Annotated in this window: 11 protein-coding genes, 2 tRNA genes and 1 pseudogene; 5 read left to right on the top strand and 9 right to left on the bottom strand. The window is 71.8% G+C overall.

Features of this window, described 5'->3' with window-relative positions:
- Positions 1 to 200 precede the first annotated feature (200 nt).
- The gene (locus ACFP2V_RS09555; protein ID WP_381208434.1) at positions 201 to 671 is read left to right on the top strand and encodes a PPOX class F420-dependent oxidoreductase; all 471 of its coding nucleotides are present in this window, start codon (positions 201 to 203) and stop codon (positions 669 to 671) included.
- Positions 672 to 940: 269 nt separating this feature from the next.
- Here the strand turns inward: ACFP2V_RS09555 and ACFP2V_RS09550 are convergent, their stop codons facing one another.
- The 3 genes from ACFP2V_RS09550 to ACFP2V_RS09540 all read right to left on the bottom strand — a co-directional run bounded on the left by ACFP2V_RS09550 (position 941) and on the right by ACFP2V_RS09540 (position 3768).
- On the bottom strand, positions 941 to 1681 hold the full coding sequence (locus ACFP2V_RS09550) for a response regulator transcription factor (protein ID WP_381208431.1): 741 nt from the start codon (positions 1679 to 1681) through the stop codon (positions 941 to 943).
- 100 nt (positions 1682 to 1781) lie between these two features.
- The gene (locus tag ACFP2V_RS09545) at positions 1782 to 2723 is read right to left on the bottom strand and encodes an amidohydrolase family protein (RefSeq protein ID WP_381208429.1); all 942 of its coding nucleotides are present in this window, start codon (positions 2721 to 2723) and stop codon (positions 1782 to 1784) included.
- A 154-nt stretch (positions 2724 to 2877) separates the two neighbouring features.
- Positions 2878 to 3768 carry a DUF2797 domain-containing protein gene (locus tag ACFP2V_RS09540; RefSeq protein WP_381208426.1) on the bottom strand — a complete coding sequence of 297 codons (891 nt, stop codon included), beginning with the start codon at positions 3766 to 3768 and terminating at the stop codon, positions 2878 to 2880.
- Positions 3769 to 4077: 309 nt separating this feature from the next.
- Between ACFP2V_RS09540 and ACFP2V_RS09535 the strand changes: the two genes are divergently transcribed.
- Positions 4078 to 4512, top strand: coding sequence for a DUF7144 family membrane protein (locus ACFP2V_RS09535; protein WP_381208423.1), 435 nt, complete (start codon positions 4078 to 4080; stop codon positions 4510 to 4512).
- Positions 4513 to 4548: 36 nt separating this feature from the next.
- Entirely contained in the window at positions 4549 to 5097 is a 549-nt protein-coding gene (locus tag ACFP2V_RS09530; RefSeq protein ID WP_381208420.1) for a potassium channel family protein, read from the top strand.
- 159 nt (positions 5098 to 5256) lie between these two features.
- On the opposite strand, the gene ACFP2V_RS09525 is transcribed toward ACFP2V_RS09530, so the two are convergent.
- Both ACFP2V_RS09525 and ACFP2V_RS09520 read right to left on the bottom strand, forming a co-directional pair.
- Positions 5257 to 5329 (bottom strand) — tRNA-Arg (locus ACFP2V_RS09525).
- Positions 5330 to 5519: 190 nt separating this feature from the next.
- Positions 5520 to 5610: transfer RNA gene (locus ACFP2V_RS09520), tRNA-Ser, on the bottom strand.
- 439 nt (positions 5611 to 6049) lie between these two features.
- Between ACFP2V_RS09520 and ACFP2V_RS09515 the strand changes: the two genes are divergently transcribed.
- The gene (locus ACFP2V_RS09515) at positions 6050 to 10888 is read left to right on the top strand and encodes a PAS domain-containing protein (protein ID WP_381208417.1); all 4839 of its coding nucleotides are present in this window, start codon (positions 6050 to 6052) and stop codon (positions 10886 to 10888) included.
- 122 nt (positions 10889 to 11010) lie between these two features.
- Here the strand turns inward: ACFP2V_RS09515 and ACFP2V_RS09510 are convergent, their stop codons facing one another.
- The 4 genes and pseudogenes from ACFP2V_RS09510 to ACFP2V_RS09495 all read right to left on the bottom strand — a co-directional run bounded on the left by ACFP2V_RS09510 (position 11011) and on the right by ACFP2V_RS09495 (position 14425).
- Positions 11011 to 12678: a long-chain fatty acid--CoA ligase gene (locus tag ACFP2V_RS09510; RefSeq protein WP_381208416.1), complete on the bottom strand. Its 1668-nt coding sequence runs from the start codon at positions 12676 to 12678 to the stop codon at positions 11011 to 11013.
- A gap of 124 nt (positions 12679 to 12802) precedes the next feature.
- Positions 12803 to 13360 carry a SigE family RNA polymerase sigma factor gene (locus ACFP2V_RS09505; protein WP_381208414.1) on the bottom strand — a complete coding sequence of 186 codons (558 nt, stop codon included), beginning with the start codon at positions 13358 to 13360 and terminating at the stop codon, positions 12803 to 12805.
- Between the two features lie 219 nt (positions 13361 to 13579).
- A pseudogene (locus tag ACFP2V_RS09500) lies at positions 13580 to 13872 on the bottom strand (lipid-transfer protein); the annotation flags it as partial.
- Positions 13873 to 14101: 229 nt separating this feature from the next.
- Positions 14102 to 14425, bottom strand: coding sequence for a hypothetical protein (locus ACFP2V_RS09495; RefSeq protein ID WP_381208411.1), 324 nt, complete (start codon positions 14423 to 14425; stop codon positions 14102 to 14104).
- A gap of 357 nt (positions 14426 to 14782) precedes the next feature.
- Here ACFP2V_RS09495 and ACFP2V_RS09490 point away from each other — a divergent pair, with 357 nt between their 5' ends.
- The gene (locus ACFP2V_RS09490) at positions 14783 to 15664 is read left to right on the top strand and encodes a bifunctional DNA primase/polymerase (protein WP_381208408.1); all 882 of its coding nucleotides are present in this window, start codon (positions 14783 to 14785) and stop codon (positions 15662 to 15664) included.
- Positions 15665 to 15722 lie beyond the last annotated feature (58 nt).

Raw genomic sequence — 15722 nt, 5'->3', positions numbered from 1 at the left:
GTCCGGACTCCTTCGAACCACCCGACCCCGGCCCGCGGCGGGCGGCGCGCTCTCAGCAGAGGCGCGCCCCCGCCGCGGGCCGGTCCTTTTCACCGGGTTTTCCTCGCCGGTCCTCCTCTCGGGTCCTCCTCTCGGGTCTTCGCTCCCCACGGCCGGGCGAGGCACCCGCCGGCACCCGGCGTCGGTCCTAGGCTGGCGCCATGGCACCGAACATCGCGACAAACACCCGTGTCTCCCTCGACGAGTTGCTGGACTTCGTACGGCCCCGGCACCGCGCGATCCTGCTGACCCGGCGGGCCGACGGAAGCCCTCAGGGGTCGCCGCTGACCTGCGGGGTCGACGACTCCGGCCGCATCGTGCTCTCCACCTACCCGGAGCGCGCCAAGACCCGCAACGCCAAGAGGGACACCCGCGTGAGCCTGATCGTCCTCAGCGACGAATGGAACGGCCCCTGGGTACAGATCGACGGCCCCGCCGAGGTCATCGACACGCCCGAGTCGGTGGAGCCGCTCGTGGAGTACTACCGGAACATCGCCGGCGAGCATCCCGACTGGGACGAGTACCGGGCGGCCATGGTCAAGCAGGGCAAGTCGATCATCCGGATCACCCCGGAGCGGTGGGGCCCGGTGGCGACGGGCGGCTTCCCGGCACGGCTGGTCGAAGGGGCGTAGCGAGCGGGCGGCTTCCCGGCACGGCTGGTCGAAGGGGCGTAGCGAGCGGCCGGCTTCCCGGCACGGCTGGTCGAAGGGGCGTAGCGAGCGGCCGGAGGGTCCGAGACGGGGGAGGTCGGGCCCGGCCGGCGGGAACAGCCAGGGGCGGCACACCTGGCGCACCGACCGTGCACACCACGGCGATCAACGCCAGGGACGCGGCGACGAGCGGGTCCGGAGCGTGCGCGGTGTGCCCGCTCTTCGCCGTGGACCCGGCCGTCGCCGTCCGCTCACGACACCGCGGGCTTGATCAGGTACCCGGCACCGCGCCGGGTGTGGATCATCGGCTCCCGGCCGGCGTCGATCTTCCGGCGCAGATACGAGATGTACAGCTCGACGATGTTCGCCTGCCCCCCGAAGTCGTAGGACCAGACCCGGTCGAGGATCTGCGCCTTGCTGAGCACCCGCCGCGGGTTGCGCATCAGGTAGCGCAGCAGCTCGAACTCGGTGGCGGTGAGGTGGATGCCCACCCCGGCCCGGGTCACGTCGTGGCTGTCCTCGTCCAGCGTGAGATCGCCGACGACCAGCAGGGACTCGGACCGGCGGTCGGCCGCGCCGGAGCGCCGGATCAGCCCGCGCAGCCGCGCGACGACCTCCTCCAGGCTGAACGGCTTGCTCACATAGTCGTCGCCACCGGCGGTCAGGCCCGCGATCCGGTCCTCGACCGCGTCCTTGGCGGTGAGGAAGAGGACGGGCACATCCTGCTGTTCGCGGCGCAGCCGCCCGAGAACGGACAACCCGTCCATGTCAGGCAACATCATGTCCAGGACGACGGCATCGGGCCGGAACTCGCGCGCGGCTCTGACGGCGCCCCGGCCGTCCCCCGCGCTGCGGATCTGCCAGCCCTCGTAACGCAGGGCCATGGACAGCAGTTCGGTGATCGACTGCTCGTCGTCCACCACCAGCACGCGGACGGGGCCCCCGTCCGGCCTCAGCAGTTCGGTGCGCCCCTGGGGCGCGGTCGTGGTCATGCTCCACACCGTCGCGAGGGGCTCTGAGAGCGCCCTTTCGGAAGTCTGTGTTTTCCCTGAGAAATCCTCGGGCCGCTCCTCCACCTCCCTGGCCCTCTTGTCAGCCGACGGTGCTGCTTTCGCTTCCGCTTTCGTTCTCCCGCAGGCCGAAGAGTCCGGCCGCGTTGTCGTGGCACACCGCCCGCAGCCATGCGGACCCGAGCCCGAGCCGCTCCAGGGCGTGGAGCTGATGGAGGTACGGGTACGGGATGTTGGGGAAGTCCGTGCCGAGCAGGATCCGGTCGCCGAGGTCGGCAAGCCGGGGCAGGGCCCGCCGGGGGAACGGCGCCATGCGCTCGGCGAAGTCGGTGAACGCCATCGTGGTGTCCAGCCGCACCTCCGTGCAGCGCTCGGCGAGGTCGAGGAAGTCCTCGTACTCGGGCATCCCGAGGTGCGCCACGATCAGACGCAGCCGGGGATGCCGGGCCAGCACCCGCGCGATCGGCTCGGGGCCGGTGTACGTACCGGGCGCGGGCCCGGAACCGCAGTGGATCACCACCGGGACGCCCGCCTCGGCGAGCACGCCCCAGGCACCGTCGAGCAACGCGTCGGCCGGGTCGTACGCCCCCACCTGCACATGCGCCTTGAAGACCCGTGCCCCCGCTTCGACGGCGTCCCTGACCAGGCTCTCGGCCCCGGGTTCGGGGAACAGCGTCGAGGTGTGCAGGCAGCCGGGCGTACGACGGGCGAAGTCGACCGCCCAGCCGTTCAGCCACCGCGCCATGCCGGGCTTGTGCGGATAGAGCATGGCAGTGAAGGCACGCACCCCGAACTCCCGCAACAGCTCGGCCCGTTCGCTCTCCTCCTGCCGGTAGGCGATCGGCCACTCGACCCCGCCGGTCAGTGGCCCGAGCGCGTCGAAGTAGGCCCATACCTTGCGCAGCACCCGCTCCGGCATGAAGTGCGTGTGTACGTCGACGAGCCCGGGAAGTCCGAGCCCCTCCCAGAAGCGCCGCACGTCAGCGGCCTCGGCACGGGCGGATGCCGTGAGGTGATCACTCATGCCGCCACGATCACCCGTGACCCGGCTCCCGGTCCACCCCCTGCCGCCAGGACGGGCCGACGCACCGGACGGCCCACCGCCCGGGTCACCCAGGCCCCCGCGAACCAAATGCCCGCCCACCCGATGACCGCCCACCGGATGACCGCGAACCGGATCAGAACAAGCCGTCCTGCACTCCCACCCCCTCCCCGGCCCCCCTGAGCGCCTTGAGCGCCTTGACCGGCACGTCGAAATTCCTGCCCTCCGCCGGAACCAGCCCCCACCCGAGGAGGAACCGCGTATCCAGCACCACCACGCCGCCCTTCGTCGCCAGATGAAGATCCGGCCCGGCGGCGGCCACCAGTTCCCCGCTCACCACGCCCCCGGGAACCAGCTCGCTCACTTCCCCGAAGGCGGCCGGTGCCCCCGCCAGCCCGAACACCTCGACATGGTCGACGGGCCGGAACACCTCACGGTCCAGCGACTCCGGCCACCCGGCCAGAGCGACCGCCCGCCCGTGCACCTCCGCGAGCTCCGCAGCCCGTTCGGCCCCCGTGCCCGGAAGTGCCGCGCGTACCACCCGCTTGTCCGCGTAGGGAATCCTGTCGGCCACCCGGAGTGCGGCGCGCAGCAGCTCCTCGGTGCGCCGCGCCGCCATCAGCGGCCCGGCCCCCAGCCAGCTGAAGCAGACCGCCCCCTGCTCCAGCAGCCGCGCCGGGCCCCGCGCCACCCCGGTGATCCCGACCTTGACCATCCCGGGACCGAACCAGGCCAGATATACGCGGTACGGACGCGGATCGTCCGCGAGGGTGTCGGCGGCCACGGAGTGCGCCCGGTCCAGCCACGCGCACTCCTCGCACCGCGCTCCCGTGCCTCGCCCCGGCACCACCGCGCCGAGCGGACACGCATGCCCCCGTGCCCCCACGCATGTCCTCACTCCCCCTTCCGCGACCGCGAAGGCCACCCGCTTCCCCCAGGTCAGCGCGCTGTGCCGCCCGCCGTCCCACGCCAGCACGGGACCGCTTGCCGACCACCGCAGCCCCGAGCATCTCCACGTCTGTGCCATCTCTGACGAGACTAGGGGCCGCCACTGGCAACGGGCCGCACGGAGCCTCAGCGCACGGAGCCACCGGCATCCGCGGGGCCCGGCTCACCGCGCTCTTCGCCGACCACGGCCCCGAGGAGATCGCCGTCCTGAGCGACTGGTCCACCCGCGCGAACGCCCTCACGGCCGGCTACCTCGAGGAACACGGCCGCACCAAGTGACGAGGCGCGCGGCGCGGCACCCGAGGTGCCGAGCACACCCCGGGGTGCAAACCTGGATGGCGAGACGCACCGCTCGGGGACCACTCGGGGCAGCCGAAAGGGCGAGCACATGGCGAGCAATGTCAGCGGAACGCACCACCGGACCGAATGGGAGCCGCGCAGCGCCTGGGCGACGGGCTGGACCGCGGCGGCGGCGGTGCTGATGACCTTCGGCGGGATCATGGCGATCTTCGAAGGCATCTCCGCCATCGCCCATGACGACGTCTTCGTCACCACCCGCAACTTCACCTACGCGTTCAGCCTGACCGGCTGGGGCTGGGTCCACCTGATCCTCGGTGCCCTTGTCCTGGTGGCCGGACTCGCCCTCTTCAGCGGAGCGGCCTGGGCCCGCGCCACAGGTGTCGTACTGGCCGGACTGAGCATGATCGCCCACTTCGTATGGCTGCCCTACGCACCGCTCTGGTCGATCGTTCTCATCGTCATCGACGGCTTCATCATCTGGGCCCTGTGCTCACCACGCCGCGAACCGGCGCCCCGAACCTAGGAACGCCCCTCCCCTCCGGCCCTCTCCCCACCCCCCATGGAAAACAGCCGCACCCTCGAGACGGCCACGGCACGGAGCACCCTGTGGCGCTGGCTCGCCCAGGCTGCCGCCGCGACCGTCCTGGTCACCGCCTACTTCCTGCTCCCCCTCGACGACCTGGGCCCTCGACGCCCGACCCTGAGCTGGACGCTCTTCGTCCTGGCCCTGGCACTCATCGCCGCCCTGCTGCTCCAGCAGATCAGCCACGTCCTCCTCGACCACCCGCACGCCCGGCCCGGACTGGTCATCCCCCTGCTGATGAGCCTGTCCATCCTGGTCTTCGCCACGACCTACCAGGCCCTGGCCCAACGCCCCGGCGAACTCATCGGCCTCGACACCCGCCTGGACGCCCTGTACTTCACGATGATCACCCTCGCCACCGTCGGCTACGGCGACATCACCCCGCACGGCCAGACGGCCCGCCTGGTCACCATGCTCCAGATCCTCTACACCTTCATCTTCCTCACCGCGGCGGCCACGGCCCTGAGCCGCCAGCTCCGCACCGCGTTTTTCCGCCGCCGAACCGACCACCACCACAGACCCTGACCCCGCCCGACCCCGCCCGATCCCGTCCCGGGCGGGCTCCACCGTCGGAGTGAACTCACCCGAAGCCACAGGATCGAACCTCGGCGATCGAACCTCGGCCCGCCCTCTTCTCGCACGGCAAGAGCCCCACTGGATCAACCAGTGGGGCTCTTGTCTCTGTGCACTCGGCAGGATTCGAACCTGCAACCTTCTGATCCGTAGTCAGATGCTCTATCCGTTAAGCTACGAGTGCCTGTTTTTCAGTTTTCTCGCCGCTCCCGGCCCTCTGCGGGCTCGCTCGCGGCGACAGGAAGAACATTACATGACCGCCGCCGCCATGTGAAATCCGTTTGCCCCGCCCCTTGTGACCTGCGAAAACTGCGACAGAAGACCGGGCATACGACGAAGCCCCGGCCGAGTGGACCGGGGCTTCGTAATCGGTGCGGAGGCGGAGGGATTTGAACCCTCGATGGGCTTTAAGGCCCAAACCGCATTAGCAGTGCGGCGCCATAGACCGGACTAGGCGACGCCTCCGTGCACAACCTTCCGCACGCGAGCGCGGTTCAAGTGGTGCGTGCCGATGATGACACAGCCGTGCGTGGTGTCACCAATCGCCCCCCACGGTACTAGGCGCGATGGCCGCAGAGCAAAGTCTTTCCGACGGTCGCGTGGCGGGCCCGTCCTCGCCGTCACCCCAAGGACGTATGGGCGTGCGACCGAGACAGTGGGACGGACCGAGCGGGGCAGGGACCGCGTGGAGATCCCGTAACGGTTCGGGCCGTGGCAGGGCAGGCCACGGTCGGCGAGGGCCGGTGGGCGCGTCACATCACCGTCACGTTACGTGCGACCTCGGTCTCATCCGGCGTCGCGAGCGCAACCCCAGCCCTTAGACTCCCTCCGGTGACACGTTGAGGGCCGGTTGGCAAGATGGCCCGAACGGTCGGCACGTCGCGAAACAGGAAGGAAGCGTCTCGTGAGCAGCAGGCCATCCCGAGGCACTGCTCGCCTCGCAGCCATACTGGACGCGCTCCCCGACGCCTTGTTGCTGGTCAACGCCAACGGGACGGTCGTCAACGCCAACACCATCGCCCTCGAGGCCTTCGAGACCCCGGGCACCGCTCTGGTGGGGCGTGGGCTGCTCGACCTGCTGCCGGAGTTCGACTCCAAGCTCATCCCCGGCTCCATGCGCCGGCCCGACCACATCGACCCGCGGGCCCGTACCAAGCCGACGCGGATGGTCGCCCGGCGGACCGATGGAACCGAGTTCCCGGTCGAGGTCACCAGTGCGAATCTGGAGACCGGTCAGCAGGCCTACGACACTTACGGCTACACCGGCGACGAACTGCTGATGCTCGTCGTACGCGATCTGTCCGGCACCGTGGACACCGAGGCCGAGCTGGCGCGTTCGCAACGGCAGACCGAGATGATCCTGCGGGCCGCCGCCGAGGGTGTCGTCGGGACGGACACCGACGGGCGGATCGTCCTCGTCAACCCGGCCGCCGCCCAGATACTGGGCTACCGGGCCAGCGACCTCGGCGGGCGAGAGCTGCACACCCTCATCCTCCACTCGCGCGCCGACGGCTCCCCCTTCCCCTACGACGAGTCCCCGCTCGCCGACACCCTGCGCTCCGGGCGCAAGCACCGGGTGCGCGGCCAGGTGCTGTACTCCAAGAGCAACGACAAGGTGTCGGTCGACCTGACGACCGCGCCGGTACGCGACGGCGACCAGCTCGTCGGCGCCGTCATGACCTTCACCGACCGGCGTCCCTACGACACGCTCGTCAAGGAGAAGGAAGAGACCGAGCGGCAGCACGCGGAGGAACGGGAGCGGATCGCCGAGGAGCACGCCTCCGAGCTCACCGCCCTGCGCCAGGAGCAGGTCCGCGAGCTGGAGGAACTGCGCGAGGCGCACACCGAGGAACTCGCCGCGAACGAGGAACGGTACGCCGCGCTCGGCGAGCGGGAGAAGGACCGCTTCGAGGCCCTCGCCGGCCGGCACGAGCAGCTGCTGACCCTGCTCGGGCAGTCGCTGAGGGGCCCGCTGGAGGAGCTGCGCCGCGACCTTGCCGCGCTGGCCGCCGACGACGCCGGACAGCTGTGGCCCGAGGCCAACCAGGTGCTCCATCACCTGTCGGCCGGCTACTCCCGGATCACCACCCTCATCGACAACGTCCTCGGCTTCCAGCGGCTCGACGCCGGGACGGGCGGCATCACTCGTACGAAGGTGATGCTCGACGCCGTCGTCGCCGCCGGTGTCGACGGGGCCGTGGAACTCATCGGGCCGGGCCGGGTTCAGTTCGCCGTGCATGCGCCGCCCATCGAGGCCGAGGTCGACTCGCGGCTGCTCGCCACCGCCCTCGCGCATCTCGTCGCGGATGTCGCGGGCGTCGACTCCACCGGCAGCACTCCCGTGTCGGCGGGCGGTTACCTGGACAACACGGTCGTGGTAGCGGCGGCACAGCGCGGCGAGGTCGTACGGATCGAGGTGCGCGGGCCCTACAGCGGCGGCGATCCGGTGCACGAGCCGATCGTGCGCGGGATCGTACGGGCGCACGGTGGTGTGCTGCAGACACACGAGGTGCCGGGAATGAGCGGCAGCGCGTTCGTCCTCGAGGTGCCCATCGGGGCCGGTGCGGGTGCCGTCGCCGCAGGTCAGGCGACTGCCCAGCTCGCGTTGCCCGCCGGAGTGCCGGCGGGCGAGGCACCGGGTGGGGCGCCGGTGCCGGGAGCGGTGCCAGGAGTGGTACCGGCCGAGGGGGCTGCCGCTGTCGCGGGCGGTCAGCAGGGTTCCGGTGGCGGACGGCGGAGGGCCCGCCGGTCCTCGGTGGACGCCTTCCTGGAGAGCGAGGTGCCGGGGCCGGACGACGGTTCCGGCGCCGGTACGGAGCCCGCGGCGCCCACCGGACGGCGCAGGCGCCGGACGGCCGCGGCTGCCGCGGCGGTCGCGGAGCCCGCGCAGCTTCCGGCTCAGGCGTCCGGTGAGGACGCGGTGGCGGTGTCCGGCGGGACCGGACGGCGGCGCGGCCGGCCGGCCGAGGGCACGGAGGCCGCAGCCCCTGCCGCCCCAGGTGCGGTCGCCGGTGCGGTCGGCGCCGGGGGCGGAGTGTCCGAGGGGGCCGTTGTCACGGCCGCCGAGTACGCGGCGGGGTCCGCCGCCTCGAATACCGGGCTGGGCGGGACCGTACCGCCGCAGGGCGTACCCGTCCCGGCGGGGGGACAGCGTGTCCGGCAGGTTTCCGGTGAGCAGCACGCCCTGCCGCCCGCGCTGCCCGCGGTCGACAGCGAAAACGGAACGACCGGTGCCTCCCAGGGGCCGGGCCGGGATCAGGCTTCGGGACAACAGGGCCAGACGCAGGAGCAAGGGCAGCAGACTCAGGCGACCGGGCGACGCCGGCGTGCGCTGGCGGCGGCCACCGAGCGGGCGGCGGCGCAGGAAGCCGCGCCCCGTACGGTGTTCGCCCTGCCGCCCGCCGAGGCGGACCAGGAGGAACAGGCCGGGGCGATCGGGGCCATCGGGGCCATCGGGGCGGTCGGTGCGGTCGGACAGGGCCAGACACAGGGCTCGGTACAGGGCTCGGTGCAGGGCTCGGCTCCCGTGGTGATGCCCGGATCGACCGCCTCCGGTGACGCGCTGACCGACGGGGGGCGCCATGACGCCGTCCCGCACGACCAGTCCGACGATCACACCCCTCCGCAGCCGCACCCCACCAGCGCCCCGACGGGCCGCCGCCGACGGGCCGCCGCCCAGCAGGCCGAGCAGAGTACGGTCCCTTCGCCGGCGCAGGCCGCTCAGGTCCAGGCACCAGTCCGGGTGCAAGCACCGGTCCAGGCCCCGGGGGGTGCGGCCGGAGGCGCCGCCCAGCCGGTTCCCGTACCAGTGGCGCCTGTGCCGGGGGCCACCCCAAACGGTGCCCCCGTACCGCCGCAGGGAGCGGCCCTTCCGTCGGCCGTTCCGCCGCAGGGCATGACCGGGCAGGGGCAGCTGCCTCAGGCACAGGTTCCGGCAGCGGCGGCAGCAGCACCCCACGATCAGCTCCAACCGGCCTCCGCCGGGCAACCGTTGCCCCAGCCGGCGGTGCTGCCGCCCGCTGCACAGGCACAGCCCGTCGCTCCGGTCGCGGAGCAGCCCGCTTCCGTGGCCCAGCCGCTGCCCGCCGAGGCCGTGCCCGGCCAGGGGACTCCGCCCCAGGGCGCCCCGTCCGCGCAGCCGCCGTGGCCCGCCGCCGGTGACATTTCCGGCACCGGAACTCCCGTACCGCCGCAGGGTGCTCCCGTTCCGCCGAACGGCATGCCTGTGCCGATGCCCGTGCCGGGCACCCCGCTGCCTCCCGAGAACGCGACGGTACCCTCGCAACGGGCCGCTCAGCCGCTCCCCGTCGAAACGTCGGCTCCGGTGGCCCCGGTGGCTCCGGTGGCTCCGGTGGCTCCGGTGGCCCCGGTGGCTCCGGTGGCCCCGGTGGCTCCGGTGGCTCCGGTGGCTCCGGTGGCTCCGGTGGCCCCGGTGGCTCCGGTGGCTCCGGTGGACCCGAACTCGACCCAGGGGCGTGCGTTCAGCGTGCGCACGCTGGGGCAGGGTGTGCCGTTCACCCGGCAGGCCGCCCAGGTCCAGCAACCGCTGCCGTCGGCCACGCCTCCCCCGCATCAGCCGGGCGGCTCGGGCCGCCGCCGCAAGCTCGGTACGCGCCCCGACCCGGCCGCGGGCCAGGAGCAGAGCGCGCACCCGCACGCAACGACCGGATCCGCCCCCACCCAGCGGCAGGCCCAGGCAGCGACCCAGGCCCCTGCCCGCGCCCAGACACCCGCGCGGCCCCAGGCGCCAACACAGACACCACCGCCCCAGCAGCCCCAGCCGCAACCCCCGTCGCAGGCACAGCCTCAGTCTCAGTCGCAGCACTCGACCGCCGGTCAGCCGGGGCAGTCGAGTCAGCCGGGGCAGTCGCGGCTCACGCCGACGACCGAGGGCACGGGGCGCTCGTACGCCATAGGTGCGCCGGACGCGGACGCGGCCGAGGGACCCGAGCCGCTGGACGGTCCGGGCGGGGCCGTCGAGGTGGCGGACCCTCCGCGTCCGCAGCCGATGGACGACGAGCTGCCGCCGGAGCCCTTGGACAACCCGCGCCGGCTGCTGGTGTGGCCCGCGCCGGACGTCGCCACGCAGCAGGCACTGAGCGACCGCGGCTACCGGCCGGTGATCGTGCACTCGCGCGAGGAGGTCGACGCCCAGATCGCGGCGTTCCCCGCCGCACTGTTCGTGGACCCACTGACCGGACCGATCACCCGTACGGCGCTCCAGTCGCTGCGGACGGCGGCGGTGGCCGCCGAGGTACCGGTGCTCGTCACGGCCGGACTGGGGCAGGCCTCGCGCGATGCCGCCTACGGCGCCGATCCCGCCGTCCTGCTGAAGGCCCTCGCCCCACGGGACAGCGAGCAGCACCCGCCGCGGGTGCTGCTGATAGAGGAGCACGCGGAGATCGCGCTCGCGCTGACCGGAACGCTGGAGCGGCGCGGGATGCAGGTCGCGCGGGCCGCGGGCGACGCGGACGCGGTGACGCTCGCGGGGCAGTTCCGGCCGAACCTGGTGGTGATGGACCTGATGCAGGTACGCCGTCAGCAGGCCGGGATCGTGGACTGGCTGCGGGCGAACGGGCAGCTCACCCGCACCCCGCTCGTCGTCTACACCGCCGCCGTCGACCAGGGGGACCTGCCACGGCTGGCCTCCGGCGAGACGGTGCTGTTCCTCGCGGAGCGCTCCACGAGCGACGAGGTGCAGGACAGGATCGTCGACCTGCTGGCCCGCATCGGCACCAACTGAGCCGCGCCGCATCCGTTCCAGAGGAACCGCGCCTCCGGGCGCACGACGGGGCCCCGCGCACATCGGCCTGATGACCGGCGTACGCGGGGTGCGTCACAGCGTGTCGGGGGCATCGGAGCGCGTCAGAGCTGGGTGACGTCCAGCGCGCCCTCGGCGTACTGCCTGCGCAGCACCTTCTTGTCGAACTTGCCGACGCTCGTCTTCGGCACCGACTCGATCACCGTCCAGCGCTCGGGCAGTTGCCACTTGGCGACCCTGCCCTCGCCGACGAGGAACTCGCGCAGGGTGGTGAAGTCGGCGGTCGCGCCCTCCTTGAGGACGACCGTCGCCAGCGGGCGCTCGCCCCACTTGTCGTCCGGGACCGCGACGACGGCGGCCTCGGCGACGTCCGGGTGGGACATCAGCGCGTTCTCCAGCTCGACGGAGGAGATCCACTCACCGCCGGACTTGATGACGTCCTTGGCCCGGTCGGTGAGGGTGAGGAAGCCGTCGGGGGAGATCGTGCCGACGTCGCCGGTCTTCAGCCAGCCGTCCTCACTGAACTTGTCGGCGGGGCGCAGGGGTTCGGCGTCGGTGCCGTTGTAGTAGGCGCCGGCGATCCAGGGGCCGCGCACCTCCAGCTCGCCCGCGGACTCGCCGTCCCAGGGGAGCCGTTCGCCGGCGGGGCCGGTGAGCCGGGCCTCGACACCGGCCGGGAAGCGGCCCTGGGTCAGGCGGTAGGCGAGCTCCTCGTCGGTGCCCACGGCGTGGGCCGGCGGGCGAGCGATGGTGCCGAGGGGGGAGGTCTCCGTCATGCCCCAGGCATGGCAGACCCGCATGCCGAGTTCGTCGAACGCCTCCATCAGGGAGGGCGGACAGGCCGAGCCGCCGATGGTGACCTGGGTGAGGGAGGAGACGTCGCGCGGCTTGGCCAGCAGTTCGGCCAGCAGGCCCTGCCAGATGGTGGGGACGGCGGCGGCGTGAGTCGGCCGCTCGCCCTCGATCATCTCGGCGAGCGGCACGGGCTGCAGGAAGCGGTCCGGCATCAGCATGTTGACACCGGTCATGAAGGTGGCGTGCGGCAGACCCCAGGCGTTGACGTGGAACTGGGGGACCACGACCAGCGAGGTGTCCTCGTCGGTCAGGCCCATCGACTGGGTCATGTTGACCTGCATCGAGTGCAGGTAGATCGAACGGTGGCTGTAGACCACGCCCTTGGGGTCCCCGGTCGTACCCGAGGTGTAGCACATGGCGGCCGCGGCACGCTCGTCCAGCTCGGGCCAGTCGTAGGCGGTCGGCCTCCCGGCGATCAGGTCCTCGTACTCGTGCACCCGCACCTGCGCCTGCGCCGCGGCATCGGTCAGCGCGGAGCGGTCCCCGGCGCCGGCCACGACGATGTGCTCGAGCGACTTCAGGTGCGGCAGCAGGGGAGCGAGCAGCGGGATCAGCGAACCGTTGACCAGGACCACCCGGTCGGCGGCGTGGCCGACGATCCACACGAGCTGCTCGGCCGGGAGACGAAGGTTCAGAGTGTGGAGCACCGCGCCCATGGAGGGGATCGCGAAGTACGCCTCGACATGCTCGGCGTTGTTCCACATGAGGGTTGCCACACGCTCGTCGCCGGACACCCCGAGGTCTTCACGCAGCGCGTGCGCCAGCTGCGCCGCGCGGGCGCCGATCTCCGCGTAGGAACGGCGGTGCGGCTCGCCGTCGCCGGTCCAGGTGGTCACCTGTGACGTACCGTGGATCGTCGACCCGTGGGTGAGGATCCTCGAGATCAGCAGCGGTACGTCCTGCATCGTGCTCAGCACGGTGTCCTCCCGGGCGACATTGCCTACGCGGCGGTAACGGATGTGCTGATTCTGCGCACATACCGCGCGGTATGTCACTAGAGGAGTGGATGATCGATCACGTATCGCGAAATGACATTTCGGTTCAGGGTCGAACAGGCCCCAGCTCAGCGTCGTCCCGCAGCTTGCCGAGCGCCCGCGACACGGCCGACTTCACCGTACCCACCGATACGCCGAGCACCTCGGCCGTCTGGACTTCACTGAGGTCCTCGTAGTACCGCAGGACGACCATGGCGCGCTGTCGCGTGGGCAGCCGCATGATCGCCCGCCACATCGCGTCGCGCAGTGCCTGCTGCTCGGCCGGGTCGGCGGCGGACGCCGGGTCCGGCTCGGGCAGCTCGCCGCAGGCAAACTCGTCCACCTTGCGCTTGCGCCACTGCGACGTCCGGGTGTTCAGCAGTGCCCGGCGCACATAGCCGTCGAGCGCGCGGTGGTCCTCGATACGCTCCCAGGCGACGTACGTCTTGGCGAGCGCGGTCTGCAGCAGGTCCTCCGCGTCACTCGGGTTCCCGGTCAGGGACCGGGCGGTACGCAGGAGCACCGGCTGGCGGGCCCTCATGTACGACGAGAACGACGGGTACGGGAGAGTCTGCGTCACTGGAGCAGCGGCGTTCGAAGCGCTGGTGCAGACGGGTGTGGTCATGGCTCAACGCTATGAGCGGGACGCGTTCGGCAAATCGGCCACAAGTCCCGAAGCCACGTCCCTCTCAGGTTGTAGGGGTAGTGCCTGCTGCACCTCCTGAGGGTGGAGGAGCGGTGGAGAGCCACTGCGGGTTCACCCCTGGGGGAAACACACTGGCACCCCGGGGCCTCACCCGTTCCGGGCACCACACCGACCCCCTCCCCCCTCATCTGTCCGCTACTCCTGTGACCGCCCCGCTCCCTGTGCGGTTGCCGCCACCACGGCGGGCGGACGAGCAGGTCCCGGGCCCGCTCCACCGACGTGACGACGAGCACCTGCCCGCCGTCCGTCTCCTGGCAGCAGTCCAGCAGCCGCAGCGGCTCGACGATCCACCGCGAGGCCGCATGGTCGGCGAGGCTGATCGGCCGGCCGTGGAAGTACGTCGCCGGGTTGGTCGCCGCTTGCTTCCGGTCGACCACGGCCACCTGCCCGAACGTCTCAGGGGGCAGCCCGTAGACGTACGGATAACGCCTCCCCCTGTGTCCCCCCATGAGATTTCCTGGCTGCCCGTCAGATCTCACCTCCCGTCGAGCCCTCCCCCCGCAGACACACACACAGAGCGGTCGCCCCCCCACCCCGATCAACAAGCACGGCCCCGCGAGGCGTGTGCCCTGCGGTACCGAAGCACCGACACGCACACGCCTCGCACCCCACGAGGCACGCCCCACACACCGTCAGAGGGCCGCCGGCCCCCTCACCTCGCTACCACAGCGGGCTGAAGGTGATCGCCACGTTGTCGTTGCCCTGATTGACGGCCGTGAACGCGGAGCCGTTGACCTGGGCGGTGTTGCTCTGGTTCGAGGCGCCGGAACCGACGGCCTGCTGCTGCGTGGTGGCCGAGTTGCCGAAGTTGTCCCCGCCGACGCCGCTGCCGACCACGCCCGCCGTGGCACTCGCAGCCGTGGCGCTCGAACCGTTGTCCGCGAAAGCGCCGTTGTCCGCCTCCGCTACACCGGTGAAGAGGGCTGCCGCCAGCGGAAGGGCGGAGACGGCGGCGATGACGCGGGCGGTACGGATGCTTGCCATGTTGTGTTTCCTCCAGAACCAAGGACGCACCGGCTCATGACCGCGTGTGCCCGATGTACGGCTGTCACCAGGGAAGTTGGCCGACCGCCCCGGCTGTTCTCGACGTCGCAAGATCAGGATTGCCCACCGAATCCCCGTGAACCACCCCTGAAGCCATCATTCGCACGCAAGCGTGAGGACAAGTCGATAAACCCCTGGCCGCCCCTCAATTCATTCCCTCTGCCCGGCAGGAGCCCTCCACACCAAGCCCCACAAGAGGTGAAGCGTTTCGGCACATTCCTTGCCCATCACCCGAACCCCGGCGCGTCACCCCGCTCCCTCCTTCCTTTTTTCGAACACAGGTACGAATATGGATGCATGGCCACCACCGACCGGCAGGCCACGAAGTTGGCCCTCGCACACGCCCTGTCAGCCGCCGAGCGCGGACTGGCCGTCATCCCGCTGTCCCGGACGAAACTCCCCGCACTGCGTTCCCCACACCGCGACGAAACCGGCGCCGGTCCCGGCCCCACCACGCGCTGCCGCAGCGAGTGCGGCCGCTTGGGGCACGGCGTCCACGACGCCTCCACCGACCCCACCCGTATCCGCGAACTGTTCGCCGCCGCCCCCAGGGCCACCGGTTACGGCATCGCCTGCGGTCTGCCCCCGCACCACCTCATCGGCGTCGACCTGGACACGAAGACCAGTTCCGACCCCTCCGCCGCTCTGCGCGAACTGGCTCTGCGCCACCTGTTCACGATTCCCGCCACGGTGGTCGTCCTGACCCCCAGCGGCGGCCGTCACCTGTGGCTCAGCGGCCCACCGGACGTCGTCGTCCCCAACTCCGCGAGCCGGCTCGCCCCCGGCATCGACATCCGGGGCGCCGGCGGCTACCTGGTCGGCCCCGGCTCCCGTACGGACCACGGCACGTACACCGCCGCCCCGGGTACCGCACACCTCGCCCCCGCCACATGTCCGCCCACCCTCCTGCGGCTCCTGCTGCCGCCGCCCCGCGCCCACCACCCCACGCCCCCGGCGGCCGGCGGTCATGGGCAGGGGCTGGTCCAGTTCGTCCTCGCGGCGCACGAGGGCCAGCGCAACACCCGCCTGTTCTGGGCGGCCTGCCGCGCCTACGAGGACGGCATCGGCCCCGCCCTGGCGGACCCCCTGGTGAAGGCGGCCCTAACCATCGGCCTGTCCGAGCGCGAGGCCCGCACGACAATCACCTCGGCAGCCCGTAGAACAGGCCACCACCCCTGACGACGACACACAGCCCGCCCCACCCTCCCCTCCCCTCTCCGCCCCTCCCCTCTCCGCC

Origin of the sequence: Streptomyces incanus (assembly GCF_042656345.1) — a bacterium.
Taxonomy (GTDB): Bacteria; Actinomycetota; Actinomycetes; order Streptomycetales; family Streptomycetaceae; genus Streptomyces; species Streptomyces incanus.
Note: the sequence above shows the minus strand (reverse complement) of the source record. Positions and strands in the feature narration are given on the sequence as shown.

What these genes read in the sequence shown, in the direction of transcription:
- ACFP2V_RS09555 (WP_381208434.1), top strand. Translation starts at nt 201, where the DNA reads ATGGCACCGAACATCGCGACAAACACCCGTGTCTCCCTCGACGAGTTG.
- ACFP2V_RS09550 (WP_381208431.1), bottom strand. Translation starts at nt 1,681, where the DNA reads ATGACCACGACCGCGCCCCAGGGGCGCACCGAACTGCTGAGGCCGGAC.
- ACFP2V_RS09545 (WP_381208429.1), bottom strand. Translation starts at nt 2,723, where the DNA reads ATGAGTGATCACCTCACGGCATCCGCCCGTGCCGAGGCCGCTGACGTG.
- ACFP2V_RS09540 (WP_381208426.1), bottom strand. Translation starts at nt 3,768, where the DNA reads ATGGCACAGACGTGGAGATGCTCGGGGCTGCGGTGGTCGGCAAGCGGT.
- ACFP2V_RS09535 (WP_381208423.1), top strand. Translation starts at nt 4,078, where the DNA reads ATGGCGAGCAATGTCAGCGGAACGCACCACCGGACCGAATGGGAGCCG.
- ACFP2V_RS09530 (WP_381208420.1), top strand. Translation starts at nt 4,549, where the DNA reads ATGGAAAACAGCCGCACCCTCGAGACGGCCACGGCACGGAGCACCCTG.
- ACFP2V_RS09505 (WP_381208414.1), bottom strand. Translation starts at nt 13,360, where the DNA reads ATGACCACACCCGTCTGCACCAGCGCTTCGAACGCCGCTGCTCCAGTG.
- ACFP2V_RS09495 (WP_381208411.1), bottom strand. Translation starts at nt 14,425, where the DNA reads ATGGCAAGCATCCGTACCGCCCGCGTCATCGCCGCCGTCTCCGCCCTT.
- ACFP2V_RS09490 (WP_381208408.1), top strand. Translation starts at nt 14,783, where the DNA reads ATGGCCACCACCGACCGGCAGGCCACGAAGTTGGCCCTCGCACACGCC.